The 26,808-nt window shown below is 73.0% G+C and carries 25 protein-coding genes and 1 riboswitch; of the genes, 15 read left to right on the top strand and 10 right to left on the bottom strand.

Annotation, left to right across the window (positions count from 1 at the left end):
- The first annotated feature begins 62 nt into the window (after positions 1-62).
- Genes ACFVFH_RS01465 through ACFVFH_RS01475 form a run of 3 tightly spaced genes read left to right on the top strand, consistent with a single transcriptional unit; the run spans position 63 to position 4,974 of the window.
- Entirely contained in the window at positions 63-1,109 is a 1,047-nt protein-coding gene (locus tag ACFVFH_RS01465; RefSeq protein WP_383761800.1) for an AAA family ATPase, read from the top strand.
- Positions 1,109-2,488, top strand: a complete 1,380-nt coding sequence (locus ACFVFH_RS01470; RefSeq protein WP_383761803.1) for a DUF58 domain-containing protein — start codon at positions 1,109-1,111, stop codon at positions 2,486-2,488. Before ACFVFH_RS01465 ends, ACFVFH_RS01470 begins: the two co-directional genes overlap by 1 nt.
- Positions 2,485-4,974, top strand: a complete 2,490-nt coding sequence (locus ACFVFH_RS01475; protein WP_383761806.1) for a DUF3488 and DUF4129 domain-containing transglutaminase family protein — start codon at positions 2,485-2,487, stop codon at positions 4,972-4,974. The genes ACFVFH_RS01470 and ACFVFH_RS01475 overlap by 4 nt, the downstream gene beginning before the upstream one ends.
- Before the next feature lie 894 nt (positions 4,975-5,868).
- Here ACFVFH_RS01475 and ACFVFH_RS01480 read toward each other — a convergent pair.
- The 3 genes from ACFVFH_RS01480 to ACFVFH_RS01490 all read right to left on the bottom strand — a co-directional run bounded on the left by ACFVFH_RS01480 (position 5,869) and on the right by ACFVFH_RS01490 (position 7,946).
- Entirely contained in the window at positions 5,869-6,267 is a 399-nt protein-coding gene (locus tag ACFVFH_RS01480) for a DUF3040 domain-containing protein (protein ID WP_383763483.1), read from the bottom strand.
- Between the two features lie 290 nt (positions 6,268-6,557).
- Positions 6,558-7,316, bottom strand: coding sequence for a class I SAM-dependent methyltransferase (locus tag ACFVFH_RS01485; protein ID WP_383761808.1), 759 nt, complete (start codon positions 7,314-7,316; stop codon positions 6,558-6,560).
- 102 nt (positions 7,317-7,418) lie between these two features.
- Entirely contained in the window at positions 7,419-7,946 is a 528-nt protein-coding gene (locus ACFVFH_RS01490; protein ID WP_383761811.1) for an SAV_6107 family HEPN domain-containing protein, read from the bottom strand.
- Positions 7,947-8,114: 168 nt separating this feature from the next.
- Between ACFVFH_RS01490 and ACFVFH_RS01495 the strand changes: the two genes are divergently transcribed.
- The 5 genes from ACFVFH_RS01495 (at position 8,115) to ACFVFH_RS01515 (ending at position 14,162) form a co-directional block, all read left to right on the top strand.
- Positions 8,115-8,936, top strand: coding sequence for an ATP-binding cassette domain-containing protein (locus tag ACFVFH_RS01495; protein WP_383761814.1), 822 nt, complete (start codon positions 8,115-8,117; stop codon positions 8,934-8,936).
- A complete protein-coding gene (locus tag ACFVFH_RS01500; RefSeq protein ID WP_383761816.1) occupies positions 8,908-10,995 on the top strand; it encodes a YhgE/Pip family protein in 2,088 nt (695 codons plus the stop codon). Before ACFVFH_RS01495 ends, ACFVFH_RS01500 begins: the two co-directional genes overlap by 29 nt.
- A 29-nt stretch (positions 10,996-11,024) precedes the next feature.
- Complete coding sequence (locus ACFVFH_RS01505) at positions 11,025-11,636, top strand: TetR/AcrR family transcriptional regulator (RefSeq protein WP_329815393.1); 612 nt, start codon at positions 11,025-11,027, stop codon at positions 11,634-11,636.
- A gap of 360 nt (positions 11,637-11,996) precedes the next feature.
- The gene (locus ACFVFH_RS01510; protein ID WP_383761818.1) at positions 11,997-12,614 is read left to right on the top strand and encodes a DUF4126 domain-containing protein; all 618 of its coding nucleotides are present in this window, start codon (positions 11,997-11,999) and stop codon (positions 12,612-12,614) included.
- A gap of 30 nt (positions 12,615-12,644) precedes the next feature.
- Positions 12,645-14,162 carry a phytoene desaturase family protein gene (locus ACFVFH_RS01515; protein WP_383761821.1) on the top strand — a complete coding sequence of 506 codons (1,518 nt, stop codon included), beginning with the start codon at positions 12,645-12,647 and terminating at the stop codon, positions 14,160-14,162.
- Between the two features lie 91 nt (positions 14,163-14,253).
- Here the strand turns inward: ACFVFH_RS01515 and ACFVFH_RS01520 are convergent, their stop codons facing one another.
- The 6 genes from ACFVFH_RS01520 to ACFVFH_RS01545 all read right to left on the bottom strand — a co-directional run bounded on the left by ACFVFH_RS01520 (position 14,254) and on the right by ACFVFH_RS01545 (position 19,419).
- Positions 14,254-15,177: a hypothetical protein gene (locus tag ACFVFH_RS01520; protein WP_383761824.1), complete on the bottom strand. Its 924-nt coding sequence runs from the start codon at positions 15,175-15,177 to the stop codon at positions 14,254-14,256.
- A 50-nt stretch (positions 15,178-15,227) separates the two neighbouring features.
- Positions 15,228-16,145 carry a methylenetetrahydrofolate reductase [NAD(P)H] gene (metF, locus tag ACFVFH_RS01525; RefSeq protein ID WP_383761826.1) on the bottom strand — a complete coding sequence of 306 codons (918 nt, stop codon included), beginning with the start codon at positions 16,143-16,145 and terminating at the stop codon, positions 15,228-15,230.
- Positions 16,146-16,244: 99 nt separating this feature from the next.
- On the bottom strand, positions 16,245-16,898 hold the full coding sequence (thiE, locus tag ACFVFH_RS01530) for a thiamine phosphate synthase (protein WP_383761829.1): 654 nt from the start codon (positions 16,896-16,898) through the stop codon (positions 16,245-16,247).
- A gap of 105 nt (positions 16,899-17,003) precedes the next feature.
- Positions 17,004-17,369 carry an Rv2175c family DNA-binding protein gene (locus tag ACFVFH_RS01535; protein WP_329920106.1) on the bottom strand — a complete coding sequence of 122 codons (366 nt, stop codon included), beginning with the start codon at positions 17,367-17,369 and terminating at the stop codon, positions 17,004-17,006.
- On the bottom strand, positions 17,366-17,815 hold the full coding sequence (locus ACFVFH_RS01540; protein ID WP_383761831.1) for a hypothetical protein: 450 nt from the start codon (positions 17,813-17,815) through the stop codon (positions 17,366-17,368). Before ACFVFH_RS01540 ends, ACFVFH_RS01535 begins: the two co-directional genes overlap by 4 nt.
- A gap of 347 nt (positions 17,816-18,162) precedes the next feature.
- A complete protein-coding gene (locus ACFVFH_RS01545; RefSeq protein ID WP_383761834.1) occupies positions 18,163-19,419 on the bottom strand; it encodes an NAD(P)/FAD-dependent oxidoreductase in 1,257 nt (418 codons plus the stop codon).
- 160 nt (positions 19,420-19,579) lie between these two features.
- A riboswitch (TPP riboswitch) is annotated at positions 19,580-19,692 on the top strand.
- Between ACFVFH_RS01545 and thiO the strand changes: the two genes are divergently transcribed.
- The 6 genes from thiO (at position 19,690) to ACFVFH_RS01575 (ending at position 25,481) form a co-directional block, all read left to right on the top strand.
- On the top strand, positions 19,690-20,874 hold the full coding sequence (thiO, locus tag ACFVFH_RS01550; RefSeq protein WP_383761836.1) for a glycine oxidase ThiO: 1,185 nt from the start codon (positions 19,690-19,692) through the stop codon (positions 20,872-20,874). It overlaps the preceding riboswitch by 3 nt.
- A complete protein-coding gene (gene thiS / locus ACFVFH_RS01555) occupies positions 20,871-21,098 on the top strand; it encodes a sulfur carrier protein ThiS (protein ID WP_383761839.1) in 228 nt (75 codons plus the stop codon). The genes thiO and thiS overlap by 4 nt, the downstream gene beginning before the upstream one ends.
- A 2-nt stretch (positions 21,099-21,100) precedes the next feature.
- Entirely contained in the window at positions 21,101-21,895 is a 795-nt protein-coding gene (locus tag ACFVFH_RS01560) for a thiazole synthase (RefSeq protein WP_383761842.1), read from the top strand.
- Positions 21,896-22,005: 110 nt separating this feature from the next.
- On the top strand, positions 22,006-23,928 hold the full coding sequence (gene pknB, locus ACFVFH_RS01565; RefSeq protein WP_383761844.1) for a Stk1 family PASTA domain-containing Ser/Thr kinase: 1,923 nt from the start codon (positions 22,006-22,008) through the stop codon (positions 23,926-23,928).
- A 6-nt stretch (positions 23,929-23,934) separates the two neighbouring features.
- Positions 23,935-24,789 carry a deoxyribonuclease IV gene (locus tag ACFVFH_RS01570; protein WP_383761846.1) on the top strand — a complete coding sequence of 285 codons (855 nt, stop codon included), beginning with the start codon at positions 23,935-23,937 and terminating at the stop codon, positions 24,787-24,789.
- Positions 24,790-24,869: 80 nt separating this feature from the next.
- Positions 24,870-25,481: a DUF4396 domain-containing protein gene (locus ACFVFH_RS01575; RefSeq protein ID WP_383761848.1), complete on the top strand. Its 612-nt coding sequence runs from the start codon at positions 24,870-24,872 to the stop codon at positions 25,479-25,481.
- 32 nt (positions 25,482-25,513) lie between these two features.
- Here ACFVFH_RS01575 and ACFVFH_RS01580 read toward each other — a convergent pair whose 3' ends face one another.
- A complete protein-coding gene (locus tag ACFVFH_RS01580; RefSeq protein ID WP_383761851.1) occupies positions 25,514-26,146 on the bottom strand; it encodes a sulfite oxidase-like oxidoreductase in 633 nt (210 codons plus the stop codon).
- Between the two features lie 155 nt (positions 26,147-26,301).
- Here ACFVFH_RS01580 and bfr point away from each other — a divergent pair, with 155 nt between their 5' ends.
- Positions 26,302-26,781, top strand: a complete 480-nt coding sequence (gene bfr, locus ACFVFH_RS01585) for a bacterioferritin (RefSeq protein WP_093543851.1) — start codon at positions 26,302-26,304, stop codon at positions 26,779-26,781.
- Positions 26,782-26,808: the final 27 nt, after the last annotated feature.

Below are 26,808 nucleotides of genomic sequence, written 5' to 3' on the forward strand. Positions count from 1 at the left end.
CGGCCCGTGAATGGGGTATCCCCTGCTTCTTGCGAGCACGGGGCAGGGCCGAGGAGGGCCGGGTGACGACCTATGACGATCGAGCGAGCCTCACAGATCTGACCACGACTGCGGAGCGGGTGCGCAGGTCGGTGGAGAGCGTGATCGAGGGCAAGCCCGAGGTCGTACGGCTTTCTCTGACCGTGCTGCTGGCGGAGGGGCACCTCCTCATCGAGGACGTCCCCGGGGTCGGCAAGACGATGCTGGCCAAGGCGCTGGCCCGGTCCATCGACTGCTCGGTGCGGCGCATCCAGTTCACGCCGGACCTGCTGCCGTCGGACATCACCGGTGTGTCCGTCTTCGACCAGCAGCGGCGCGACTTCGAGTTCAAGCCGGGCGCGATCTTCGCCCAGGTCGTGATCGGCGACGAGATCAACCGCGCCTCGCCGAAGACCCAGTCGGCGCTGCTGGAGTCCATGGAGGAGCGCCAGGTCACCATCGACGGGCACAGCTACGAGCTGCCCGATCCGTTCATGGTGGTGGCCACCCAGAACCCGGTGGAGATGGAGGGCACCTATCCGCTGCCCGAGGCCCAGCGCGACCGGTTCATGGCGCGGGTGTCGATCGGCTATCCGAGTGCCGACGCCGAACTGCGGATGCTCGACGTGCACGGCGGCCTCTCGCCGCTCGACGACCTCCAGCCGGTGGCACACGCGCACGACGTGGTGAAGCTGATAGACGCGGTGCGCACGGTCCATGTGGCCGACGCCGTACGGCGGTACGCGGTGGAGCTGGTCGGGGCCACCCGCGACCATCCCGATCTCCGGCTCGGTGCCTCGCCCCGGGCCACCCTGCATCTGCTGCGCGCGGCGAAGGCCTCCGCGGCGCTGAGCGGCCGCGACTACTGCCTCCCCGACGACGTGCAGGCGCTGGCGGTCGCGGTGCTCGCGCACCGGCTGCTGCCGACGGCCCAGGCCCAGCTGAACCGCCGTACCGCCGAACAGGTCGTCCTGGAGATCCTCCAGCAGACACCGGTCCCCACCGCCGACGGCGGTGTCGCCCAGCCGCGGCCCCCGCAGCCGGACCGTCCGGCGTACGGGCGCCGGCAGCCCGGCGCACGGCGGGCGTGATGGCCGCCGGGGGGCCGGCCGCGATGGACGACGGTGACGAGAAGGGCGGTCTGCGGGATGCCCTGAGCGGGCTGACCACGCGCGGACGGTCCTTTCTGGCGGCCGGAGTCGCCGCGGCGGTCTGCGCCTATGTGCTCGGGCAGGCGGATTTGCTGCGGGTCGGACTGCTGCTGGCCGCGCTGCCGCTGGTCTGCGCGGTGGTGCTCGTGCGCACGCGGTACCGGGTCGCGGGGACCCGGCGGCTCACGCCGTCCCGGGTCCCGGCGGGCTCGGAGGCGCGCGTCCACCTGCGGATGGACAACGTGTCGCGGATGCCCACCGGGCTGCTGATGCTCCAGGACCGGGTGCCCTACGTGCTCGGGCCGCGACCCCGGTTCGTGCTGGACCGGGTGGAGACGGGCGGCCGTCGCGAGGTGTCCTACCGGGTGCGGTCGGATCTGCGCGGCTGCTATCCGCTCGGGCCGTTGCAACTGCGGCTGAGCGACCCCTTCGGGATGTGCGAGCTGACCCGTTCGTTCAGCGCGTACGACACCCTCGTCGTGATTCCGCGGACCGAGCCGCTGCCGCCGGTGCGGCTGGCGGGCGAGGCCACGGGGTACGGCGAGGGGCGGCAGCGCTCGCTGGCGCTGGCCGGTGACGACGACGTGATCCCGCGCGGCTACCGGCACGGTGACGATCTGCGCCGGGTCCACTGGCGCTCGACCGCGCGCTACGGCGAACTGATGGTGCGCCGCGAGGAGCAGCCGCAGCGGGCCAGGTGCACGGTGCTGCTGGACACCCGACGGGTCGGCTACCGGGGGACGGGGCCGGACTCCGCCTTCGAGTGGGCGGTGTCCGGGGCCGCGTCCGTGCTGACGCACATGCTGGAGCGCGGTTTCGCCGTACGGCTGCTGACCGACGACGGGAGCGCGGTGCCGGGCGAGGGGGCGGGCGGCTTCGCCGGATCGACGCAGGAGTCCGCCGACTCGGCGGGGCTGATGCTCGACACCCTGGCGATGGTCGACCACTCCGACGGCAGTGGTCTGTCGCGCGCGTACGACGTGCTGCGCGGTGGCAACGAGGGGCTGCTGATCGCGTTCTTCGGCGATCTGGACGAGGAGCAGGCGGCGGTGGCGGCCCGGATGCGGCAGCGCAGCGGCGGGGCCGTCGCGTTCGTCCTGGACAGCGCGGACTGGGAGCAGGGGGATGTCCCTCCGCCGGGGGCGGAGGCGGCGTCCGAACGACGGCTGAGGCTGCTGCGTGAATCGGGCTGGACGGTGGTGGCGGTGCCGCCGGGGGCCGGTCTTGCCCACTGCTGGCAGCAGGCGGGGCACCAGGGCGAGGCGGCGCGGTCGGCCGCGACGGGCGGGACGACGGGATTCTCCGGGGGATGGTCATGAGCGGTCGTGGTCGGCTGGCGCTGTGCGCCTTCGCGGCGACGCTGATGGCGGCGGCCTCGATGCTGCCGCTGGTGGAGCCGGCCGGATGGATCGTGCAGGCCACGTTCCTGCTGGCGGTCCAGAGCGGGACGGGACTGCTCGTCCGCCGGGCGCCCGTGCCCCGCGCGCTGGTCCTCATGGCGCAGGCGGTGGTCACGCTGGTCGTGCTGACCGTGGTGTTCGCCAGGCAGCAGGCGGTGGCCGGTCTGCTGCCCGGCCCGGAGGCCGTCCAGCGCCTCGGGCACCTGCTGGCCGCGGGCGCCGAGGACGTGGGCAAGTACGCCGCTCCGGCTCCGGTGACGGACGGCATCCGGCTGATGCTGATCGGCGGTGTGCTGCTGGTCGGACTGGCCGTGGACGCCCTCGCCGTGACGTTCCGCAGCGCGGCCCCGGCCGGTCTGCCGCTGCTCGCGCTCTACTCGGTGGCCGCCGGGCTGTCCGAGGGCGGGGCCGACTGGCTCTGGTTCCTGCTGGCGGCCGGCGGCTATCTGCTGCTCCTGCTGGCCGAGGGCCGGGACCGGCTCTCGCAGTGGGGGCGGGTCTTCAGCGGCGCGGCCGCCAGGTCCCCCGGGGGGTCTGCGGTCGGTGCGGCGCTGTCGGGCGGGCGGCCGACGGCCCCGGTCCGCACCGGTCGCCGCATCGGCGCGCTGGCCCTGGGCGTCTCGCTGGTCGTCCCGGCGGTGCTGCCGGGGCTCGACGGCGGGCTGCTGGCCGGTGCGGGCGGCGACGGGGCCGGCAAGGGGGGCGGCGGCACCATCTCCGCGGTGAACCCGCTGGTCTCGCTCCAGGACAATCTGAACCAGCCGGAGAACCGGCAGGTGATGTCCTACCGCACCAATTCCGGCGCCCCGCAGGACTTCTATCTGCGGATCCTGGCCCTGGACCAGTTCAACGGGAGCAAGTGGCGGCCCTCCACCCGCCGTCTGAAGGACGTACCGAAGCGGCTCCCGGCCCCGGCGGGCCTCGGTCCGGACGTGGCGGTCACGGAGATCAGGACGAACATCTCCGCCTCCGGCTCCTACCGGCAGACCTATCTGCCGCTCCCCTACCCGGCGACCGAGGTCAGGATCGACGGGCGCTGGCGGTACGAACCGGAGGGGCGGACGCTCGTCGGTGACCGCGGGGAGACGACCCGCGGCGCCCAGTACCAGGTCACCAGTCTGGTGGTCGAGCCGACCGCCGAGCAGCTCGCCGCGGCGAGCCCCGCCCCGGCCGCTCTGCGACGCGAGTACACCCGTGTCCCGGGCTCCCTGCCGAAGGTGGTCGAGGAGACCGCGCAGAAGGTGACCAAGGGTGCCGCCAACGATTACGAGCGGGCGGTGAAGCTCCAGGACTACTTCGCCCTGGACGGCGGCTTCACCTACGACACCTCGGTGAACTCGGGCACCGGGAGCGCGGCGATCAGCCGGTTCCTGAAGGACCGGAAGGGCTTCTGCGTCCACTTCTCCTTCGCGATGGCGGCGATGGCCCGGACGCTGGGCATTCCGGCCCGGGTCGCGGTGGGCTTCACCCCCGGCACCGGGCAGTCGGACGGGTCCGTCTCGGTGGGGCTGCGCGACGCGCACGCCTGGCCCGAGCTGTACTTCGAGGGCGCCGGTTGGACCCGGTTCGAGCCGACTCCGACGCGGGGCAGCACACCGACGTACGCCCAGGAGGAGACCCCCACGGGTGACACGGAGGTCCCGGCCCGGCCCGAGAAGGGCGCCTCTGCGGCTCCCTCGGTCGCGCCGTCCGCGCCGGACAGCTGCCCGGCACAGCTGCGCAAGCAGGGCGAGTGCGACAGCGCGGCGGCTCCGGGGGTGGCACCTCCGACGGATTCCGGGACGCCTGCGGGCACCGTCGTCGGCCTGGTCCTGCTCGCCGCCGCGGTCCTCGCGCTGCCCCTGCTGCCGCTGCTCTGGCGGCTCCGGACACGCAGGCGAAGGCTGGGCCTCTCGACCGGGCGCACGCCGGGCGCGGGACGCGGCGTCACCTCCCCCGGGGCGGGCCGCGCCGGCGGTACCGGCCGCGCACCGGCGCACGAGACGACCGGCACGCTCGCGGCCTGGCGGGAGATCACCGACACGGCCTGGGACCACGGCATCGAGCCGGACGAATCCCGGACCCCGCGCAAGGCGGCGGCCCGGGTGGTGCGGCTGGGGCGGCTGGAGCCCGAGGCGGCCGCCGCGGTGCACCGGGTCGCCGGGGCGGTGGAGCAGGTCCTCTACGCCCCGCAGCCCCGGGCGAGCACCGGGCTGGCCGAGGACGTGGAGACGGTACGCGCCGGTCTGCGGGCCTCCGCCGGACGGATCACCCGGATCCGGGCGGTCGTGGCACCGCGCTCGGCCGTTCGGGTGATCTGGGCGGCCTCGGACCGCTGGGCAACGGTCACCGAACGGTGGACGGCGCTGTGGGGCCGGGACCGATGGGCGGCATGGCTACGGCGCCCGTCACGCGGACAGGGCTGACCGGGGGCCGGTTCGGGGGTGGGTCGGTTCGGGGCCGGGCTTGGGGCCGGGCTGCTATGGAGCGGCGCTGGTGCGGGGCCAGGTTGGTTCGGGACCAGGCTTGGGGCCGGGCTGCTTCGGGGCGGGGGCCTGAGCGCGGGCCTGGTACGGGCCGGGCTGCTTTGGAGCGGCGCTGCTTCGGGGCCAGGTCGGTTCGGGACCAGGCTTGGGGCCGGGCCGCTTCGGGGCAGCGCTGGTTGGAGGCCAGGCTGCTTCGGGGCCGGGCTGCTTCGGGGCCGGGCTGCTTCGGGGCAGCGCTGGTTCGGGGCCGGGTTGGTTCGGGACCAGGCTTGGGGCCGGGCTGGTTCGGGGCCGGGCTGCTTCGGGGCGGGGGTCTGAGCGCGGGCCTGGTACGGGCCGGGGCCGAGCGCGGGCCTCGGCCGCTTCAAGGCCAGGGGACCGCTCCAAGGCCCGGGGCCCGGTCCAGGGCCAGGGACCGGCGCGGGCCCCGGCCCAACGGCTGATCCGGCGGCCTCGCGCCACGGCCCCGCCGGGGCACACCCTCCGCCAACGCCCCGGGGCGCACCGGCCCCGCCCCCCGTACGACCACCCGTCCAGGCGTAGCGCGTTTCGTCGTACGGGCGGCCGTCCAGCCGCGGTCCGACGGGCGTGCGGCCGTCCGGCCTCGGTTCAACGGACGCGCGGCCATCCCCGAGGTGGCCAGCCCTTCCGGCGGTCTTCCGGCCGTCCGACGGGTCCCGGGACGGGCGGGTGAAGGCCCGTCCGCGTGGAAGTGGGGCGACGGGCGGCCCGCTCGTGAGCCGGTCCGGAGGTCGCCCGCTCCGGAAGGCTCCGGGCACGCATGAGGGGCGGCCGCGAAAGTGCGGCCGCCCCTCATCCAAGTTGTCCGAGGGTCTACTGACCCTGCTCGTCGCGGCGGCGCTGCCACCGCTGTTCGATGCGGTTCATCACAGTGCGGCGTTGTCTGGGTCGGCTGCGCTCGCCACCACCGCCGCCTGCTGCCGGATGCTCACCGGGTTTGGGCGCCTTGCGCCAGCCCCTGATCGCAAGGACCGCGCAGCCCAGCATGACGAGAAAACCCACCACGCTGATCATCCAGATCTGCTGGGCGACCATCCCGACCATGAGGAGCGCGATACCCACCAGGAAGCCTGCGATCGCCTGGTAGACCCGTCGCCGGGTGTACGTACGCAGCCCGCTTCCCTCGAGCGCTGTCGCGAACTTGGGATCTTCGGCGTACAGCGCTCGCTCCATTTGCTCGAGCATTCGCTGCTCGTGCTCCGAGAGCGGCACGGAGTCCTCCTCGTCGTCGGCCGCGGGGGCGGCCGGTATGCGGCCCTTCCAGGATAGGCAGGGAATCGCCCCCGTGAAACCCGCCTTCTTGCCCATCAGCCAGTCCGGGCCGCCACGACGGCTCGGCTGTTGAGGCGTTGATTCCCCGACCTCCGATCCGTCATGCCGGATGGTGTCCCCCGATCATACGGGGCGAAGCCCCCGATCGGGGGGCCTGGTGCGTACTCCGTCTGCCGCTGCGTCGCTGATCAGCCGCGCTGCGGCCGGGCCGTCGCCGGACCGGACCGCGCTCAGCCGCGCTTCGTGCCCAGAACGTGCAGCTGCGTCGCGACGGAGTGGAAGGCGGGGAGTTCGGCCGCGGCGGACTCCAGCTTGAGCAGGGCCTCCATGGCACCGGGCTCCGTGTCCACCAGCACACCCGGCACCAGATCGGCGAAGACCCGCACCCCGTGGACGGCCCCGACCTCGACGTCGGCCCCGGAGACCAGCTCGGTGAGCTGGTCCGCGGTGTAGCGCCGGGGCACCGGGTCGCCCTCGCCCCAGCGGCCCGCCGGGTCGCCGAGCGCCTGCCGGGCCTCCGTGAAATGACCGGCGAGCGCCCGCGCCAGGACGGCGCCGCCGAGCCCGGCCGCGAGCAGGCTGAGCGCACCGGACGGCCGGAGCGCCGCCACGGCGTTGCGTACGCCCTCGGCGGGGTCGTCCACGTACTCCAGGACGCCGTGGCACAGCACCGCGTCGTACCCCTCGCGCTCCACGACCTCGAACAGCCCGTGGATGTCGCCCTGGACGCCGCGGACCCGGTCGGCGACCCCGGCCTCGGCGGCGCGGCGCTCCAGCGCGAAGAGCGCGTTGGGGCTGGGGTCGACGACGGTGACGCGGTGGCCGAGCCGGGCGACCGGCACCGCGAAGTTGCCGGTGCCGCCGCCGGTGTCCAGGACGTCCAGGGCGTCCCTGCCGGTCGCCTTCACCCGGTGGTCGAGGGCGTCCTTGAGGACCTCCCAGACCACGGCGGTACGGAGGGAGGCGCGGGGGCGCAGCTGGTCCGACACGGCAGATGACTCCTCGGCACGGTGCCGCCTGGGACGGCGGAGCGTGAACAGTGCAGGTGGTACGAGCGGTCTCCACCCTATTGCCTCGCGCCGCCGCCGCCCTCATCCCGCGTCGGGCCGCCCCCTCCTGGCCTGCGGGAGCACCGGCTGGAGCACCAGCAGGCGCTCGACCAGACGCAGGAACATCGCCGCGTCGCGCACCAGGTCGTCGGCGTCGCGCCGGCTGGCCGCACCGGGGATCCCGGCCTCCGCACGGGCCCGGCGGGGGGCTCCGGAGGCGAACAGCGCGCTCCATTCGGTCAGCTCGGGGGCGATTTCGGGCAGGATCTCCCAGGCGCTGCGGATGCGCTCCCGGCGCCGCCTGGACGTCTCCGGGCGGGCCCGCGCGGCGAGGACCGCGGCCGCGGTGCGCAGCGCAGCGAGATGGGCGGTGGCGTACCGCTCGTTCGGCACATCGAGAACGGCGGCCTCGTCGAGGCCGGTGCGGGCCTGGGCGAGCAGATCGAGGGCGGCGGGCGGCGCCGTGGTGCGGCGCGGAACGGGGTGGACATCGCTTGCCGGGCCGGTCAGTGAGGGGGCAGGGCCGTCTGCGCGGCGCCGGGGTGCGGCTGCTGCGGACGAGTGGGCCATGACGAAACCTCCTGTCTCGTGTAACGGCTCCGTGGCCGTATGCATCCATCGTGGCGGGCACCACTGACAATCGGCCTCGACCCCGCCCTGACCTGTGCTTTTGCTTCGTTCGCAAGTTCGGGCTACCTTTTGAACTGACCGGTCAGTTCAAAAGAAGGGGGAGGGCCTGTGGACAGCCCGCACGGGGCATCCGTCACCGCCGAGAACCTCGGCCTCAAGGGGCCGCGCGGATGGGCCTTCCGGGGCCTGGACATCGATGCCGGACCCGGCTCGCTGGTGGCGATCGAGGGTCCGTCCGGCTCCGGCCGCACCTGCCTGCTGCTCGCCCTCACCGGCCGGATGCGCCCCACCGAGGGCCAGGCGAAGGTCGGCGGACTGCGGCTGCCCCGCAAGATGGCCGCCGTGCGCCGCATCGCCGCGCTGGGCCCGGTCCCCGGCGTCAGCGAGCTCGATCCGGCCTTCACCGTCGCCGAGCACCTGCGCGAACGGGCCCTGCTCCAGCGCCGCTTCGACGGTTCGCTGCGCGCCCTGCTGCGCCCGCGCGCCGAGCGGACAGCCACCGCCCAGGCGCGGATCGACGCGGCGCTGGACGCCGCCGGACTCGACCCGGAGACCCTGCCCAAGGCGGGGCGCACCTCCGTACGGGACCTGGAGCGGCTGGAGGCGCTGCGGCTCTCCATCGCCCTCGCGCTGATCGGCGGTCCCCGGCTGCTCGCGGTGGACGACACCGACCTCAAGCTCTCCGACGCCGAGCGCGCCGAGGCCTGGGACCTGCTGCGGTCCGTCGCGGACAGCGGCACGACCGTGCTCGCCGTGTGCAGCCAGGCGCCCGAGGGCGCGATCACCCTGCGTACGGACAGCACAGGCAGCACACACGGCACGGCCGCACGGCCCGCGACCGGAGAAGCCGCGAGCGAGAAGACCGCGACCGGGGACACCACGACCGAGGAAGGAACGGCCGATGCGTTCGCCGAGACTGGCCGCGCTTGAGCTCAAGCGGTTCGGCAGGGGGAAGCTGCCGCGCGCCGCCCTGGTGGCCCTGCTGCTCCTGCCCCTGCTGTACGGCGCCCTGTACCTGTGGTCCTTCTGGGACCCGTACGGCCGCCTCGACAAGATCCCCGTCGCGCTGGTCAACAACGACAAGGGCGCCACCGCGGCCGGCAAGCGCGTCGCGGCCGGTGACGAGATCACCGGCAAGCTCCTGGACTCCAAGGTCTTCGACTGGCACGAGGTGAGCTCCGCCGAGGCCCACAAGGGCGTCGAGGACGGCACGTACTACCTCTCGCTCACCATGCCGTCGGACTTCAGCAAGCGGATCGCGTCCAGCTCGGGCGACTCCCCCGAGGCCGGCGCCCTCCAGGTGCGGACCAACGACGCCAACAACTACATCGTCGGGCAGATCTCCCGCTCGGTCTTCTCCGAGGTGCGCACCGCCGCGTCGACCAACGCCTCACGCGGCTTCTACGACCGGATCTTCATCAACTTCTCCGACCTCCACGAGGCGACGGCGAAGGCCGCCAAGGGCGCCGACGATCTCAAGGGCGGCATCGGCAAGGCCAAGAAGGGATCGCAGGATCTCGCGGACGGCCTGAAGGACGCCAAGGCCGGCAGCGACCGGCTGGCCGGCGGGATCGTCAAGCTGAACAAGGGCGCCGGCGACCTGGAGACCGGCTCCCGGCAGGTGGCCGAAGGCACCCAGCAGCTCGCCGACAAGGTGAACGGGGTGGCGGCCGACGTCCGCCCCTTCCTGAAGGACAACGGCAAGTCGATCGGCGACACCGCCCGGCTGGTCTCCGACTCCTCGAAGGCCGTGCGGCACAACCTCGACCTGCTGGTGAAGGCGGCACCCACCGCGGCCGCCGACGCCCACACGGCCTCCGACGACCTGGCCGGGATCTACCGCACCAGCTGCGTGGACCAGCAGCCCGACGACCCGGCCGTCTGCCCGCCACTGAAGCGCGCCAAGATCACGGCGGCCGATGTCGCCGCGGTCGCCGACGATGTGAACGTGCTGGTCACGAACCAGAACGGCGACCTGAAGAAGCTGAGTGCCCAGCTGACCACCCTTCAGCGGCAGGCCGACGACCTCGCCGAGCACGCGCCGCGCCTGGACGAGGACCTGGAGTCCGCCGTCAAGAAGGTCAACGCGCTCAACACCGGTGCCCACAAGGTCGCGAAGGGCGCCGACGACCTGCACACCGGCCTGGTCACCGCCCGGACCGGCTCCGCCGACCTGGACACCGGCGTGGGCAATCTCAAGAAGGGCGCGACCAATCTGGACGGCGGGCTGATCCGGCTCGGCGACGGCTCGGCCACCCTCGCCCAGGGGCTCAACGACGGCGTCGGCAAGATCCCCGACTACGACAAGAAGGACCGCGACGCCCGTACGGGGGTCATGGCCGACCCGGTGCAGCTGGCCTCCCAGTCGCTGCACGCCGCCCCCAACTACGGCACCGGTTTCGCGCCCTACTTCATTCCGCTCTCCCTCTGGGTCGGCGCGATGGTGGCCTACATGCTGATCCAGCCGCTCAACCGGCGCGCGCTCGCCGCCGGGGCATCCGCCTGGCGGATCGCCTTCGCGGGCTGGCTTCCGGTGGCCGCGATCGGTCTGCTCCAGGTGGCCGCCCTGATGTCCGTACTGCACTGGGGCCTCGGTCTGCAGATGGCCCGCGCCGCCGGCACGGTCGGCTTCCTGGCGCTGGTGACCTGCTGCTTCGCCGCCATCGTGCAGTGGCTGAACGCCCGGTTCGGAGCCGCGGGCCGGATTCTCGTCCTGGCGGTGCTGATGCTCCAGCTGACCTCGGCCGGCGGAACGTATCCCGTCCAGACCAGCCCCGGGTTCTTCAACGCGATCCACCCCTATCTGCCGATGAGCTACATCGTCGAGGGGCTGCGCCGGCTGATCACGGGCGGCGGGCTGGGCCCGGTCTGGCAGGGCAGTGCGGTGCTGCTGGCCTTCACGGCGGGGGCGCTCGCCCTGACCGCGGTCGCCGCACGCCGCAAGCAGGTGTGGACGCTGGACCGGCTCCACCCGGAGCTGAGCCTGTGAGCACGCCGGAACCTGTGAGAATCGGGGACATGGAAAGCAGCAGCACCACGCGTCGCCGGGCCACCCGGCAGAAGCTCTACGAAGCGGCCGTGACCCTCATCGCGGAGAAGGGCTTCTCGGCGACCACGGTGGACGAGATCGCCGAGCGCGCCGGGGTCGCCAAGGGCACGGTCTACTACAACTTCAAGAGCAAGACCGAGCTCTTCGAGGAGCTGCTGCGCCACGGCGTCGGACTGCTCACCGCCTCGCTGCGCACCGCGGCCGAGGAGACCGGGGAGCGCGGCGGCACCCGGGTCGAGGCCCTGGACGCGATGATCCGGGCCGGTCTGGTCTTCATCGACCGCTACCCGGCCTTCACCCAGCTGTACGTCGCGGAGCTGTGGCGCACCAACCGTGCCTGGCAGGGCACCCTGCTGGTGGTGCGTCAGGAGGCCGTCGCGGTGGTCGAGGGGGTGCTGCGCGAGGGCGTGGGCAACGGTGAGCTGAGCGAGGAGATCGACATCCCGCTCACGGCCGCCGCGCTGGTCGGCATGGTGCTGGTGGCCGCCCTGGACTGGCAGGCGTTCCAGCCCGAGCGTTCGATCGACGATGTGCACTCGGCGCTGTCGCTGCTCCTGCACGGGCGGGTCAGCGGGCGCTGATCGGCCCGGCCGCCGCACGGTGGCACACGGAAGACGCCGGTCCGGTGAGGCTCGATCCCCCCGAGCCTGCGCCGGACCGGCGTCTTCCTTGCTGCCGGAGAGTCTTCCCCGTGGCCTCGTTCCCCCGTGGCCCCGGACTCCCCTTCGTGCTCCCCCGTTCCGGAGGGAGCGCCGCGACCGTTCCGCCGCCCCGTGCCGGCGGTACCGGAGCCGCGCCCCTTTCCGTGGGCTCCACTCTCCCGTCCCCGGGGGCGGGAGCCCATCCGCGTACCTACTCATCTCCTCACCTAGGTACGGATACTCAGAGCTGCGTACCGGAAGCCGCCCCGGACGTTGCGCCATCTGGTTACGATCGCGTGCGTGTCCGTACTTCCCCTGGTGTTCACGAGCGGCTGGGCGAGCGGGATCAACGCCTACGCGGTGGTCCTGCTGCTCGGTGTCTTCGGCACGACCGGTCTGACCGACGAGGTGCCCGCGTCGTTGCAGCGCACCGACGTCCTCGTGGTGGCCGCCGTGCTCTTCCTGTGCGAGGTGGTGGCGGACAAGGTCCCGTACGTCGATTCGGTCTGGGACGCGGTGCACACCGTCGTCCGGCCGGTCGCCGGTGCCGTCGTGGCGGCGCTGCTGGCCGGTGAGAGCGGTTCGCTGCCGCAGCTCGCGGCCGCGGCGGTGGGCGGCTCCACCGCGCTGATGAGCCATCTGGTGAAGGCGGGCACCAGGATGGCGGTCAACTCCTCCCCCGAGCCGTTCAGCAACATCGTGCTGAGCATCGTGGAGGACCTGGGCGTCGCCGGGGTCGTCACCTTCGCGATATTCCATCCGGTGGTGGCCGCGGTCTTCGCGGGGACGCTGCTGCTGCTCGGCATCGTGACCGTGGCCTTCCTGGCCTCCAGGATCCGCCGGTTCCTGCGCCGCAGGGCCCGGCGCCGGGAGGAACGGCGCCTGGCCGCGACGGGTTCGCCCTGGCCACCGGAGTGACTGTCGGTGGCGGCCGTTAAGGTCACTGGCATGGCACGTATTGCGGTGATCGGCGCCGGGATGGGCGCGATGGCGGCGGCCGCCCGGCTCGCGGTGGCAGGCCACCGGGTGACGGTGTACGAGCGGTCGGAGACCTTCGGCGGCTCGGTGGGCCGGTATGTCCACGAGGGCTTCGCCTTCGACACCGGCCCGGCGCTGCTGCATCTGCCGGCCGTCTACCGCGACCTGTTCGTGAAGACCGGCAAGGAGCCGCTGGAGCGGTGCGTCACCATGACGCAGGTCGATCCGGCGAGCCGCCATCTGTTCGCCGACGGCACGGCGGTCTCGCTGCCCAATGCCTCACGGGCGGGGGTCGTCTCCGCGCTGGACGGCGCGCTCGGCGGCGGTGCCGGTGCGGCCTGGGGCGCTTTCCTGGACCGCGCGCGCGATGCCTGGGACCGGTCCCGGCGGCCGCTCCTGGAGGAGCCGCTGCGCGCCGACTGGCAGGTGCTCGGCCGTGATCCGTATCCCGCGCTCCGGCAGCGCCGCCTGCTGCGTCCCGCCCGGCAGGCGGGCACGGTCGCGGAGATCGGCGCCCTGGAGCTGGCGGACCCCCGGCTGGCCGCGCTGCTCGACGGCTACGCCCTGTCGTACGGGCTCGACCCCTCGCGCGCCCCGGCGGCCGCCGCCCTGCTGCCGTACATGGAGGAGACCTTCGGCAGCTGGTACGTCTCCGGCGGGATACGGGCCCTGGCCCAGGCGGTGTACGAGCGGTGCCTGGCCCGGAAGGTGGAGTTCGTCTTCGGCGCCGAGGTCGCCCGGATCGTCGAGAAGGACGGCCGCGCGGCGGGCGTCGAGCTGGCGGACGGGACGGTCGCCGAGGCCGGCCACGTGGTGCTGGGAGCCCGGCCGCAGCCGGGGCTGCTGCCGGGCCAGGAGCTCTGGCGGGACGGCGACGTGGCGGTGCGGCCCCGGCCGGAGCGGGAGGTGGTGCCCGGCCGGTTCTCGGTCCTGCTCGCGTTGCGCGGCGCCCGGTCCTCGGACGCCGTGCACCGGACGCTGGTGCACCCGGCGGACGGCGCGGCGGAGTGCGCGGCCGTGTTCGGCGGGGGGCTCGCCGACCGTCCCACGGTCACGGTGCTGCGCCCGGACGATCCCTCGACCCGCCCCGACGACGCCCACGAGGCGGTGACGCTGACGGCGACGGTCGCCCCGCACGGGGCGGTGGACTGGACGGCCCCCGCGGTGCGCGAGCGGTACGCCGACGTGCTGATCGAGGCGGCGTCCGCGGCCGTCCCCGGGCTTCGGGAACGGCTGCTCCACGCCGAGGTGCGGACCCCGGCCGAGACGGCCGCCGAGACCGGCGCCGAGGGCGGTTCGGTGCCCCCGCCCGCGCTGGCCGGGGCGGGCGGCGCGTATCTGCATCCGGGCAACCGCACCCGGCTTCCGGGGCTCTACGCCGCGGGCGGCTGGTCGCATCCGGGCGGCGGGCTCGCCCACGCGGGCATGTCGGGAGCGCTGGTCGCCGGGCTGATCGTGGAGGGTGACGGCTTCCGGGGCTCGCAGTGACCGGGCGGGCCGGCCGGGCGGGCGGCCCGCCGGGCCACTCGGCGCTCCGGCGGCCCGCCCGTCTCCGGCGGCGGAGCGGTACCGCCCGTCGTCAGTAGCGGTACTGCTGCTCGTCGTAGCCGTTGCCGTTGTTGTAGCCGTTGGGGAACGGGGCGGGCTGCGTGGGCTGCTCCGGCGGTGCGACGGGGTACTGCTCGCCCTCGCGCTGCTGCGGCACCCAGACACCGCCGGGCGGCGTCTCGGGGGCGTACTGCTGGGCGTACGGGTCGTCGGCGTACTGCTGCCGGCCGCCGAAGCTGTCGTAGCCGTTGCCGAAGCTGTCGTAGGCGTCGTACTGCGGGGCGCCGCCGGTCGTGCCGGTCCCGATGTACGGGTCGGAGTACGCGGCGTACTGCTGCTCGGTGCCGTAGTCGTACTGACCGGTGAGCGGGTCCTGGCCCGCGTAGGCGCCCTGGCCGCCCTGCGCACCGTACGCGGTGGGGTCGGCATAGCCGTCGTACGCGGCGTACTGCGGCTGCTGCTGCGGCTGCGCCTCGTCGCCGGGGCCCTGCTGCGACCGGTGGTGGTCGGAGTAGACGCCGTACTGCCCGGTGTCGTCCGGCAGCGGCTCGGGTTCGTAGACGGCGGTGGCCGCCGGAGCCATGGCGTCCACGGGCTGCGCGGCCTGTTCGTCCCGCGTCATCTCCAGGTCCGACACCTGGAGCGTGGGCTCCCGGCGCTCCCGCTCGCCGCCGCCCCGGCGACGACGGCTCTCACCGGGCCTGCCCCCTATGGCCCAGCCGGTGGAGAACCCGCGCCGGAAGGAGAGCGTGACGTACGTCTGGCCGGTCGCGAAGGCGATCGTGCCGAGGACGATGACGAACACCGACGGGATCAGCACGCCGACGACCACGCAGCCGAAGCCGCCGAAGGCGAGCAGACGCCAGCGAAGGCGCGCCTTGTACTGCAGAAGCACCTCGCCGAGCAGCCACAGCGCGACGATTCCGAACGCGATGTAGAGGACCGTCCAGCCCATGCCCGCCCCCTTCTACGGCCACCGCCCCGGGTCGTGGCGGGTACGGCCGGTCACGACTGCTTGTGCAGTCCGAGATTCTCGTAGATTTCGAGCGTCGCCGTCGAGTTGTTGAGCGTGATGAAGTGCAGTCCGGGCACACCCTCGGATCGCAGCCTCGCGCAGAACCGCGTTGCGAAGTCGATGCCAATGGAGCGTACAGCGGCGGGATCGTCCTTGGCGGCGAGGATGCGTTCTTTCAGGGACGAGGGGAAAGAAGCGTTGCTGAGCTGCGCGAATCTTTCCAACTGCTTCACACTGGTCAACGGCATGACCTCGGGGATGATCGGGGTTTCGCAACCCGCAGCGACCACTCGGTCACGCATACGCAAATAGTCTTCCGGATTGAAGAACATCTGCGTGATCGCGTAATCGGCGCCGGCACGGCACTTGTCCACGAAATGCCGGATGTCGGTGTCCCAGTCGGTCGAGCGCGGGTGCATCTCGGGAAATGCCGCGACGCCGACACAGAAATCGCCGGATTCCTTGATGAGCCGGACGAGATCGGCCGCGTACCGCACGCCCTGCGGGTGCTCGACCCAGGGGCCCATCGGGTCGCCCGGCGGGTCACCGCGCACGGCGAGGATGTTCCGGATGCCGGCGTCCGCGTACTGGCCGACCATGTTGCGCAGTTCGGCGACGGAGTGGTTGACCGCCGTGAGGTGAGCGACGGGGGTGAGGGTGGAGTCGGCCGCGATCTGCTCCGTGGCCCGGACCGTCCCGGCCCGGGTGGAACCACCGGCCCCGTAGGTCACGGAGACGAAGCTCGGCCGCACCGCCTCGACCCGGCGCAGCGCGTTCCAGAGGTTGCGCTCGCCCTTCTCGGTCTTGGGCGCCCAGAACTCGAACGAGTACGAGGTCTTGCCGGTCGCAAGGAGTTCACGCACCGTGCGCGCGTGATCTGTCCTGGTGGATGGTGTGCCAAGGGCCATACGGGCAGGTTAACCAGAGCACAGCGGCCGATGGACCAGACCAGCATGAATTGCCCGAATTGACTGGTTGTTTGTCCATCCACCGGACACTTGGCCTGATCACGCCGTGGTGCGCGCCCGGATCCTCCCGGCCAGCTCGGCGGTGGCGGCGGCCGGATCGGCGGCCTCGGTGATCGCCCGTACGACGACCACCCGGCGGGCTCCGGCGTCCAGCACCTCGTCGAGATTGGCCGCGTCGATCCCGCCGATGGCGAACCAGGGGCGCGGCTGGTCGAGCGAGGCCGCGTAACGCACCAGGTCCAGGCCCGGGGCGTGCCGGCCGGGCTTGGTCGGGGTGGGCCAGCAGGGGCCGGTGCAGAAGTAGTCCACCCCGGGCTCGGCGACGGCCGCGTCGACCTCGGACCGGGCGTGGGTGGAGCGGCCGATCACCACGTCCTCGCCGATGATGGCGCGGGCGGCGGGCACCGGCAGGTCTCCCTGGCCGAGGTGGAGCACATCGGTGCCGATGGCATGGGCGACGTCGGCCCGGTCGTTCACCGCGAGGAGCTTGCCGTGGCGGCGGCAGGCCTCGGCGAGGACGGCCAGGTGGTCGAGTTCCTCGGCGGCCTCCATGCCCTTGTCGCGGAGCTGGACGATGTCGACCCCGGAGGCGAGGACGGCGTCGAGGAAGGCGGGGAGATCGCCCTGGCGCCTGCGGGCGTCCGTGCACAGATAGAGACGGGCGTCGGACAGCGGCGCGCGAGGCGTGGACATGGTGCGGTTCCCCCCTGGGAGAGCGTTGCGGAGCGGTTGCCGCCGGGCGGGGCGGGGCACGGGCCGCGCGGTGCGCGCGGCCCGCCCCTCACCTACGGCCGGCGGTCAGACGGCGAGCGCCTGGGCGCGGCGCTTCACCTCCGTGCCGCGATTCTCGCTCAGTGCCTGGGCCGGGGTGCCCGGCAGGGTCGGGTCGGGGGTGAAGAGCCACTCCAGCATCTCTTCGTCGTTGTAGCCGTCGTCCTTCAGGAGCGTCAGGGTGCCGGAGAGGCCCTTGACCACCTTGTCGCCGTCGATGAAGGCGGCAGGCACCTGAAGCGTCCGGTTCTCACCACGGCGCACGGCGATCAGCTGGCCCTCCTTGACCAGCTGCCGCACGCGCGTCACCTCGACATCGAGCATTTCGGCGATATCGGGCAGGTGGAGCCAGGCGGGGACGAGAGCATCGATCTTTGCGTCAATCTCGGTCACGGGGACAAGCCTGCCATCCCGCACTGACAGCCGATACCCGGACTCAGCCCTTCAGGGCCCCGCGGACCACGTCGGCGGTGCGGCAGCGGCCCTGCCGGTCGTCGGCGACCCGGCCGTGCGCGGTGGCCGGGGAGCGCGCGCAGCGGGCTCCGGTGTCGGTGGTGCCCCTGTACGTCCGGGTGAGCGTGGTGGTGTACGGGGGGCGTGCCGAAGGTGTTGCCGAAGTCGTGGTCGACGGCCGTCACCGCACAGTGCCCGGTGCCGCCGGGCTGGGAGACCGGCGGCAGCGCGTCGGCCGGGTCCTGGTGGCCGACGGCCGGGTCGGAGCCGGGCTTCGGGGCGGTGCCCGCGTGCACCGGGGCGGCGAGCACACCACCGGCCGGCGCGATCGAGGCCGCGGCCACCGCGATCCGGCACAGGGCGCGGACCCCTCCGTGCCGGGACACGTACTTCCTTCCGGAGCGGACGGGTGATCCGGAACCGGAGCGGACGGGTGATCCGGGACCGGAGCGGACGGGTGATCCGAAGGGCGCACGATGCATCGGATCGGGCCGCCGCCCCAGGGCCTGTCGTCGAAGTGCCGTCGTCCGGCCGGAGGCCGGGCCGTGCGGCGTCCGGTGCGTGCGAGCGCGAGGCGGAGGGCCGTCCCCGTACCGGCTGTACGGGGACGGTCCCGACCACGCGGCGAGCGTGCGTGCCGGACATCGCACGGCAGGAGGCACTTCCAGGAGGCACTTCCACGACAGGTCCTGGGGGCCGCCCGCGTTCCGGACGCCCCTCGCCCGGCGGCGCGCTACGGACGGACCGCCGACTTCAGCGGTACGGAGGCGTCGGCGGCCCGCGCCGGATCGAGCCGTGCCCCCGCCTCGATGAGCTTGCGCCCCTGCGCCAGATCGCGCGGCCTGCCGACCGCGAGCACCGCGACCAGGACGCCGTCGCGCAGCCAGACCACCGACCAGGCGGGCTCGGCCGGGTCGCCGCGCCACAGCAGGGTGTCGGCGGCGCCGTGGTGGCCCGCGTACTGCACGAACCGGTCGAACTGCTCCGACCAGAAGTACGGCACGGGGTCGTAGACCGCCGGAGCCGCGCCGTCACCGGCGGCCGCCCCGATGATGTTGGCGGCGGCGGTGCGCGGCCCCTGGAGCGCGTTGTCCCAGTGGTGGACGAGCAGGCGCTCGCCGTACCGGGCGGAGGGGAAGGAGGCGCAGTCGCCGACCGCGTACACATCGGGCTGCGAGGTGCGCAGCGACGCGTCGGCGGTCACCGATCCGTCCGGGCCGAGGGCGATGCCGGAACCGGCCAGCCAGCCGGTGGCGGGCCGTGCGCCGATGCCGACGACGACCGCCCCGGCCGGGACGGTGCGGCCGTCCGCGAGGACCACCCGGCCCGGCTCGACGCGGGCGACCCGGGCTCCGGTGAGGAGTTCGGCGCCGCTCGCCGCGTACCAGGCGGCCATCGGGGCGGCGACCTCCGCGGGCACCGCGCCGGCGAGGGGCCGGTCGGCGGCCTCGACCACGGTGACCGCGCAGCCCGCGGAGCGGGCCGCGGTGGCGAACTCGGCGCCGATCCAGCCCGCGCCGACGACCACGACGCCGTGCCGCTCGTCCAGGACCGGGCGCAGCCGTGCCGCGTCGTCGAGGGTGCGCAGCAGATGGACGCCGGGAACGCCCTCGGCCCCGGGCAGGACGACCGGTTCGGCGCCGGTCGCGATCACCAGGACGTCGTAGGGGACGGGCCCCGACCCGGTGTCCAGCTCGTGCGCCGAGGGCCGCACTCCGGTGACCTCGCGGCCCAGCCGGAGATCGATCTCCAGCGCCTCGAAGTCGATGTCGAAGGCGGAGTCCTCGGCCTTGCCGAGCAGCACCGCCTTGGACAACGGGGGCCGGTCGTAGGGCTGGTGGGGTTCGGCGCCGATCAGGGTGACGGGGCCGGTGAAGCCCTGCTCCCGCAGGGCCACCGCGGTCTGCACCCCGGCCATGCCCGCACCGACGATGACGACGCGGCGTCCTGCCCGCCGTTCCGGCTGCTCCGACTGCTGCTGCTCGCTCACCCGTACACCTTAAGCACCTGATAGATCATCAGAAAAGGGCGAGTGCTCCGGCCGCACCCGTCCCGCCGTTCTCCCGGGGCTCCGACGGGGCCCGCGGCGGAGGGAACGCGGCGGCCACGCCCTTACCGGGCCCGGGGGACGGGGTTTAGGGTGGCCGACGTAAAGCACTCGCGGGAGCCCGGACGCACCGGGCTGAGAGGGAGGCTGGGCGGCCTCCGACCGTACGAACCTGATCCGGGTCATGCCGGCGAAGGGAGGGGCTGGAAGCCCATGCGTTCTTCTCGGAACGGAAACGGATCCGACGTGCTCGTCATCGGGGGCGGGATCATCGGCCTGGTGACCGCCTGGCGGGCCGCGCAGCGCGGACTGCGCACGGCGGTCGCCGACCCCGGGCCGGGCGGCGGGGCGGCCCGGGTGGCGGCCGGAATGCTGGCCGCCGTCACCGAGCTCCACTACGGCGAACAGCTGCTGCTGGGCCTCAATCTCGCCTCCGCCGCCCGCTATCCGGCCTTCGTGGCCGAGCTGGAGGCGGCGAGCGGGCGGGAGACCGGATTCCGGACCTGCGGCACCCTGGCCGTCGCGCTGGACGCCGACGACCGCGCCCAGCTGCGGGATCTGCACGCCCTCCAGCGGCGTTCGGGTCTGGAGTCGGAGTGGCTCACCGGCCGTGAGTGCCGTCGGCTGGAGCCGATGCTCGCGCCGGGCGTGCGCGGCGGTCTGCGGGTGGACGGCGACCACCAGATCGATCCCCGTCGGCTGGCGGCCGCCCTGCTGACCGCCTGCGAACGGGCCGGGGTGGTCTTCCACCGCGACCGGGTGGAGCGCCTGGGTGTGGTGGGCGACCGGGCCGCCGGGGCGGTGCTCGCCGGAGGTACGGAGCTCGCGGCCGACCAGGTCGTGCTCGCCGCGGGCAGCCTCAGCGGCCGGCTGCCGGGGCTGCCCGAGGAGGTCGTGCCGCCGGTCCGGCCGGTGAAGGGCCAGGTGCTGCGGCTGACCGTGCCCGCGCCGTACGCGCCGTTCCTGAGCCGGACCGTCCGGGCGGTGGTCCGGGGCAGCCATGTCTATCTCGTACCGCGCGAGAACGGCGAGCTGGTCGTGGGCGCCACCAGCGAGGAGCAGGGCTGGGACACCACCGTCACCGCGGGCGGCGTCTACGAGCTGCTGCGGGACGCCCACGAGCTGGTACCCGGCATCACCGAGCTGCCGCTCACCGAGACCCTGGCCGGGCTGCGCCCCGCCTCCCCCGACAACGCCCCGCTGCTCGGCCCCACCGCCCTGCCCGGCCTCCTCCTCGCCACCGGCCACCACCGCAACGGGGTGCTGCTCACCCCCCTCACCGGTGACGTCATGGCGGAGTTCCTCACCGGCGGCGAGCCGCCCGAGCAGGCCGCCCCTTTCACCCCCCGCCGTTTCCCGTCCTCCGCCGCCCCCGTACGTCAGGAGCAGCCCGTATGACCGCCGAGCCCGTACCCCACACCCTGTCCGTGTCCGTGAACGGCGAGGTCCGGAGCCTCGCCGCGGGCACCGCGCTGGACGCCCTGGTCGCCGCCCTGACCGCCGCGAACTCCGGCGTCGCGGCCGCCGTCAACGAGACGGTCGTACCGCGCGGCCGCTGGTCCGCCACCGTGCTGGCCGACGGTGACCGTGTCGAGGTCCTGACCGCGGTCCAGGGAGGCTGACCATGTCCGACGACCCCTTCGTCCTCGGCGGGACCACGTTCGGCTCCCGGCTGATCATGGGCACGGGCGGGGCGGCCGGCCTCGATGTGCTGGAACGCTCGCTGACCGCCTCCGGCACCGAGCTGACCACCGTCGCGATGCGCCGTCTCGACCCGACCGTGCAGGGCTCGGTGCTCTCCGTCCTGCGGCGGCTCGGCATCCGGGTGCTGCCCAACACGGCGGGCTGCTTCACCGCGGGCGAGGCCGTGCTCACCGCCCGGCTGGCCCGCGAGGCGCTCGGCACCGACTGGATCAAGCTGGAAGTGGTGGCCGACGAAAGGACCCTGCTGCCCGACCCGGTCGAGTTGCTGGAGGCCGCGGAGATCCTGGTGGACGACGGTTTCACCGTGCTGCCGTACACCAATGACGACCCGGTGCTGGCCCGGAAGCTGGAGGACGTGGGGTGCGCGGCGGTCATGCCGCTCGGCTCCCCCATCGGCTCCGGGCTCGGCATCCGCAACCCGCACAACTTCCGGCTGATCACCGAGCGGGCCCGGGTGCCGGTGATCCTCGACGCGGGCGCCGGGACGGCCTCCGACGTGGCGCTGGCGATGGAGCTGGGGTGCGCGGCGGTGATGCTGGCCTCCGCCGTGACCCGGGCCCAGGAGCCCGAGCTGATGGCCGCGGCGATGCGGCACGCGGTGGAGGGCGGGCGGCTGGCGTACCGGGCCGGCCGGATTCCGCGCCGCCACTTCGCCGAGGCGTCCTCACCGGTGGAGGGGCGCGCGGCGCTGGACCCGGAGCGCCCGGCGTTCTGAGCCGCCGGTACGGCGCGCGGCGCACGTCCCTGTCACGGCTCGGCTGCAGTACGGCCCCGGGACCGCCCCGGCCCGTGGGTCGTGTCCGTGGCGGCTCGTAGACTCGCCTGGTGGATACGACCCTCCAGGACCCCCTCGTCGGGCAGCTGCTCGACGGCCGCTACCGCGTCGATGCCCGCATCGCCGTGGGCGGCATGGCCACGGTCTACCGGGCCATGGACACCCGGCTCGACCGGGTGCTCGCCCTCAAGGTGATGCACCCGGCGCTGGCGACCGACGCCTCGTTCGTCGAGCGCTTCATCCGCGAGGCCAAGTCCGTGGCCCGGCTCGCGCACCCCAATGTGGTCGCGGTCTTCGACCAGGGCGCCCAGGGGCAGTACGTCTACCTGGCGATGGAGTACGTCGCGGGCTGCACCCTGCGCGACGTGCTGCGCGACCGCGGCGCGCTCCAGCCGAGGGCCGCCCTGGACATCCTGGAGCCGGTGCTCGCCGCCCTCGGCGCGGCGCACCGGGCGGGCTTCGTGCACCGCGACATGAAGCCGGAGAACGTCCTGATAGGGGACGACGGCCGGGTCAAGGTCGCCGACTTCGGACTCGTACGGGCGGTGGGCACCGTCACCGACACCACCGGGTCCGTGCTGGGCACGGTCTCCTATCTCGCCCCCGAGCAGATCGAGGACGGCACGGCGGACACCCGCACCGACGTGTACGCCTGCGGTGTCGTCCTGTACGAGATGCTGACCGGGTCCAAGCCGCACGGCGGCGACACCCCGGCCCAGGTCATCTACCAGCACCTCAACGCGGCCGTCCCGCCGCCGTCGGCCGCCGTCCCCGGGCTCCCGCCGTCCCTCGACGACCTGGTGGCGAGCGCCACCGCCCGTGATCCGGAGCTGCGCCCGTACGACGCGGTGGCGCTGCTCGCCGAGACCAGGGAGGCCCGATCCGGCCTCACCGACGCCCAGCTGGACGCCGTACCGCCGCAGGCCACCGCCGAGGCGCACGACGCCGCCGAGGACCGCACCAGCGTGATCCCGCGGCTGCTCCCGGCCGGGCAGGGCGTCTCGCACCACACCAGCCGGCTGGAGATGCCGCCGCCCCCGCCGCCGCGGACGGGGTCGGGTCCGGGGGGCCTGCCGCGCCGCGGGCCGCGGCGCTCCGTCATCGCCGTGGTCGTCGCCGTGCTGCTGGCGCTGGGGATCGGCACCGGCGTCTGGTACATCAACTCCGGGCAGTTCACCCGGGTCCCCTCGCTGCTCGGCCAGACCCAGAAGGACGCCGAGAAGCGGCTCTCGGACGCCGGTCTGGAGCTCAAGGGCGTCAAGCGGTCCTACAGCGACACCGTGGAGCGCGGCAAGGTCATCAGCAGCGACCCTGCGTCCGGCGCCCGTGTCAGGGGCAACGCCGCGGTGACGCTCGTGGTCTCGCGCGGTCCCGAGATCGTGAAGGTGCCCGACGTCCGGGACCTCTCGCGCGCCGATGCCGGGCGGGAGCTGAAGAAGGCCGGCCTGGTGCCCGGCATGGTCACCGAGGAGTTCAGCGAGGAGACGGACCGGGGCGACGTGATCCGCACCGAGCCCGCGGCGGGCACCGGGCGCCACCCCGACTCGGCGGTCGCGCTCGTCATCAGCAAGGGCGCCCCGGTGGACGTCCCCGATGTCACCGGGCTGTCCGTCGAGGACGCCACCTCCGCGCTGGAGGACGAGGGGCTGAAGGCGAAGGTGCTGCCCGACCGGGTCCATTCGTCCGAGGACGCGGGCGACATCGCCCGTCAGTCGCCGGGCGAGGGCACCGAGGCCGCCGAGGGCGACACCATCGAGCTGACGGTCTCCGAGGGCCCCCGCATGGTCGACGTCCCCGACGTCACCGGCAAGGACGTCGACGAGGCCACCAGCACGCTGAAGGGCGCGGGTTTCGAGGTCAAGGTCGACCGCCCGTTCCTGTCCTTCAGCGACACCATCGCGAGCCAGTCCGTCGACGGCGGCGAACAGGCCCCCGAAGGCAGCACCATCACCATCAAGACCAAGGGACTCTAGATCCATATGCGCAACCCAGTCGGCGGCCATGTTCCGGTGGCCGGCGGCCTCGCCAAGGTCGGCCTCCCCTACGCCCGCGAGATGGGGGCGGAGGCCGTCCAGGTCTTCGTCGCCAATCCGCGCGGCTGGGCGACCCCCGTCGGCGACCCGGCCCAGGACGAGCGGTTCCGCGCCGAGTGCGCCGCCGCTTCCCTGCCCGCGTACGTCCACGCCCCGTATCTGATCAACTTCGGGTCGCACACCGAGGCGACGGTCGAGAAGTCCGTGGAGTCGCTGCGCCACTCGCTGCGCAGGGCCCGTGAGATCGGCGCCCTGGGCGTCGTGGTGCACACCGGCTCGGCGACCGGCGGCCGGCCGCGCGAGCAGGCCCTGGCGCAGGTGCGCACGCACATGCGGCCGCTGCTGGACGAGCTGACGCACGACGACGATCCGTATCTGCTGCTGGAGTCGACCGCCGGACAGGGCTTCTCGCTCTGCTCGCGGACCTGGGACTTCGGCCCGTACTTCGACGCCCTGGACGCCCACCCCAAGCTGGGCATCTGCCTCGACACCTGCCACATCTACGCGGCGGGCCACGACCTGACCGGTCCGGCGGGCATGCGGCAGACCCTGGATCTGCTGGTGGAGACGGTCGGCGAGGGCCGGCTGAAACTGATCCACGCCAATGACTCCAAGGACGTGGTGGGAGCCCACAAGGACCGGCACGAGAACATCGGCGCCGGGCACATCGGCGAGGAGCCGTTCCGTGAGCTGTTCGCGCACCCGGCGACCGAGGGCGTACCGCTGATCATCGAGACCCCCGGCGGCAAGGAGGGGCACGCGGCGGACGTGGCCCGGCTGAAGGGGCTGCGCGACAACTGATTCCCCGTCGAGGAATACCCCAGGGGGGTATACGGTTCCTGTCATCGACAGGGACCGCTATCCGGCATGGGGGAATCGTCATGCAGCACGAGACGCACCACGGTCAGCACGACCACCACACGGAACCCGCGGAGCAGGCGAGCCATCCGGATCACGCGGAGCAGGCGAGCCACGCGGGCCACGCGGGCCACGCGGGCCACGCGGAGCATTCCGGCCACTCCGGTCACTCCGGCCACTCCGACCATCAGCCGGGCGGGGTGAGCTGGGGCATGGCCTCGCGGGCCACGCTGCACTGCCTCACCGGATGCGCCATCGGCGAGATCCTCGGCATGGTGATCGGCACGGCGCTCGGCTGGGGCAACATGGCGACGATGGTGCTCGCCATCGTCCTGGCCTTCTTCTTCGGCTACTCGCTGACCCTGCGCTCCGTCGTCGGGGCCGGCGTCGACCTCCATACGGCCCTGAGGGTCGCCTTCGCCGCCGACACCCTGTCCATCGCCGTGATGGAGCTGATCGACAACGGCGTGATCGCGCTGTGGCCGGGCGCCATGGACGCGACGCTCTCCGACACGCTGTTCTGGGGCACGCTCGTACTCTCGCTCGCCATCGCCTTCGTCGTCACCACACCGGTCAACAGGTGGATGATCGGCCGGGGCAAGGGACACGCGGTGGTCCACCAGTACCACCGCTGAGGAACGGACCGCAGCGGCCGGGAGCCGTCAGTTCAGAGCTCGGGGCCGTCCCCGGGCTCCTCCTGGTAGGAGTAGCGCTGCTCGCTCCAGGGGTCGCCGATGTTGTGATAGCCGCGCTCCTCCCAGAAGCCCCGGCGGTCGGCCGTCATGTACTCGACGCCCCTCACCCATTTGGGCCCCTTCCAGGCATAGAGATGCGGCACGACGAGGCGGAGCGGGAAACCGTGCTCGGCGGTCAGCAGTTCCCCGCCCTTGTGGGTGGCGAAAAGTGTTCGGTCCGAGGCGAAGTCGGAGAGCCTCAGATTGGAGCTGAATCCGTACTCGGCCCAGACCATCACATGGGTGACGTTCGGCGCGGGCGGCGCGAGTTCCAGGACCGTGCGGGCCGGCACACCGCCCCATTCGGCACCGATCATGCTGAATTTCGTGACGCAGTGGAGGTCGGCGACGACCGAGGCGAACGGCAGCACCGAGAATTCCTGGTGGTTCCAGCAGTGCTTCTCGCCATCGGCGGTGGCCCCGAAGACCCGGAACTCCCAGCGGTCGGGCTTGAACTTGGGTACGGGCCCATAGTGGGTAACCGGCCACCCACGCTGCAGTCGCTGTCCCGGCGGAAGCTCGGACTGCTCTGACGCGCGGTGTTCCCGGCTTTCCGGCTGACCCATGCCTCCATGGTGACAGACAGGCAGGGGTGGTCCCGACCAGGATGGGGGGCAATTCCGACAAGACGCAGTAAGCCTGTACTTACTGGACGACCATCGGGCGCGATGACAGGATGCGGCCAACTTGCCCAGTTCACCGGTTGGAAGGAGCCTCTGCGATGCAGGGCGACCCCGAGGTCCTCGAGTTCCTGAATGAGCAGCTGACCGCAGAATTGACTGCCATCAACCAGTACTTCCTGCACGCCAAGATGCAGGACAACTTCGGCTGGACGAAGCTCGCGAAGTACACCCGCTCCGAGTCGTTCGACGAGATGAAGCACGCCGAGATCCTCACGGACCGCATCCTCTTCCTTGACGGGCTGCCCAACTACCAGCGGCTCTTCCATGTGCGGGTGGGCCAGACCGTCACCGAGATGTTCCAGGCCGACCGCCAGGTCGAGGTGGAGGCGATCGACCGTCTCAAGCGCGGGATCGAGCTGATGCGCGGCAAGGGCGACATCACGTCCGCGAACATCTTCGAGTCGATCCTGGAGGACGAGGAGCACCACATCGACTACCTCGACACCCAGCTGGAACTGGTCGAGAAGCTCGGCGAGCCGCTCTACATCGCCCAGCAGATCGAGCAGCCGGACAGCTAGGGAGCGGACAGGGCCGCGCATCGAAGG

The sequence above is a fragment of the Streptomyces sp. NPDC057697 genome (assembly GCF_042799335.1).
GTDB lineage: Bacteria > Actinomycetota > Actinomycetes > Streptomycetales > Streptomycetaceae > Streptomyces.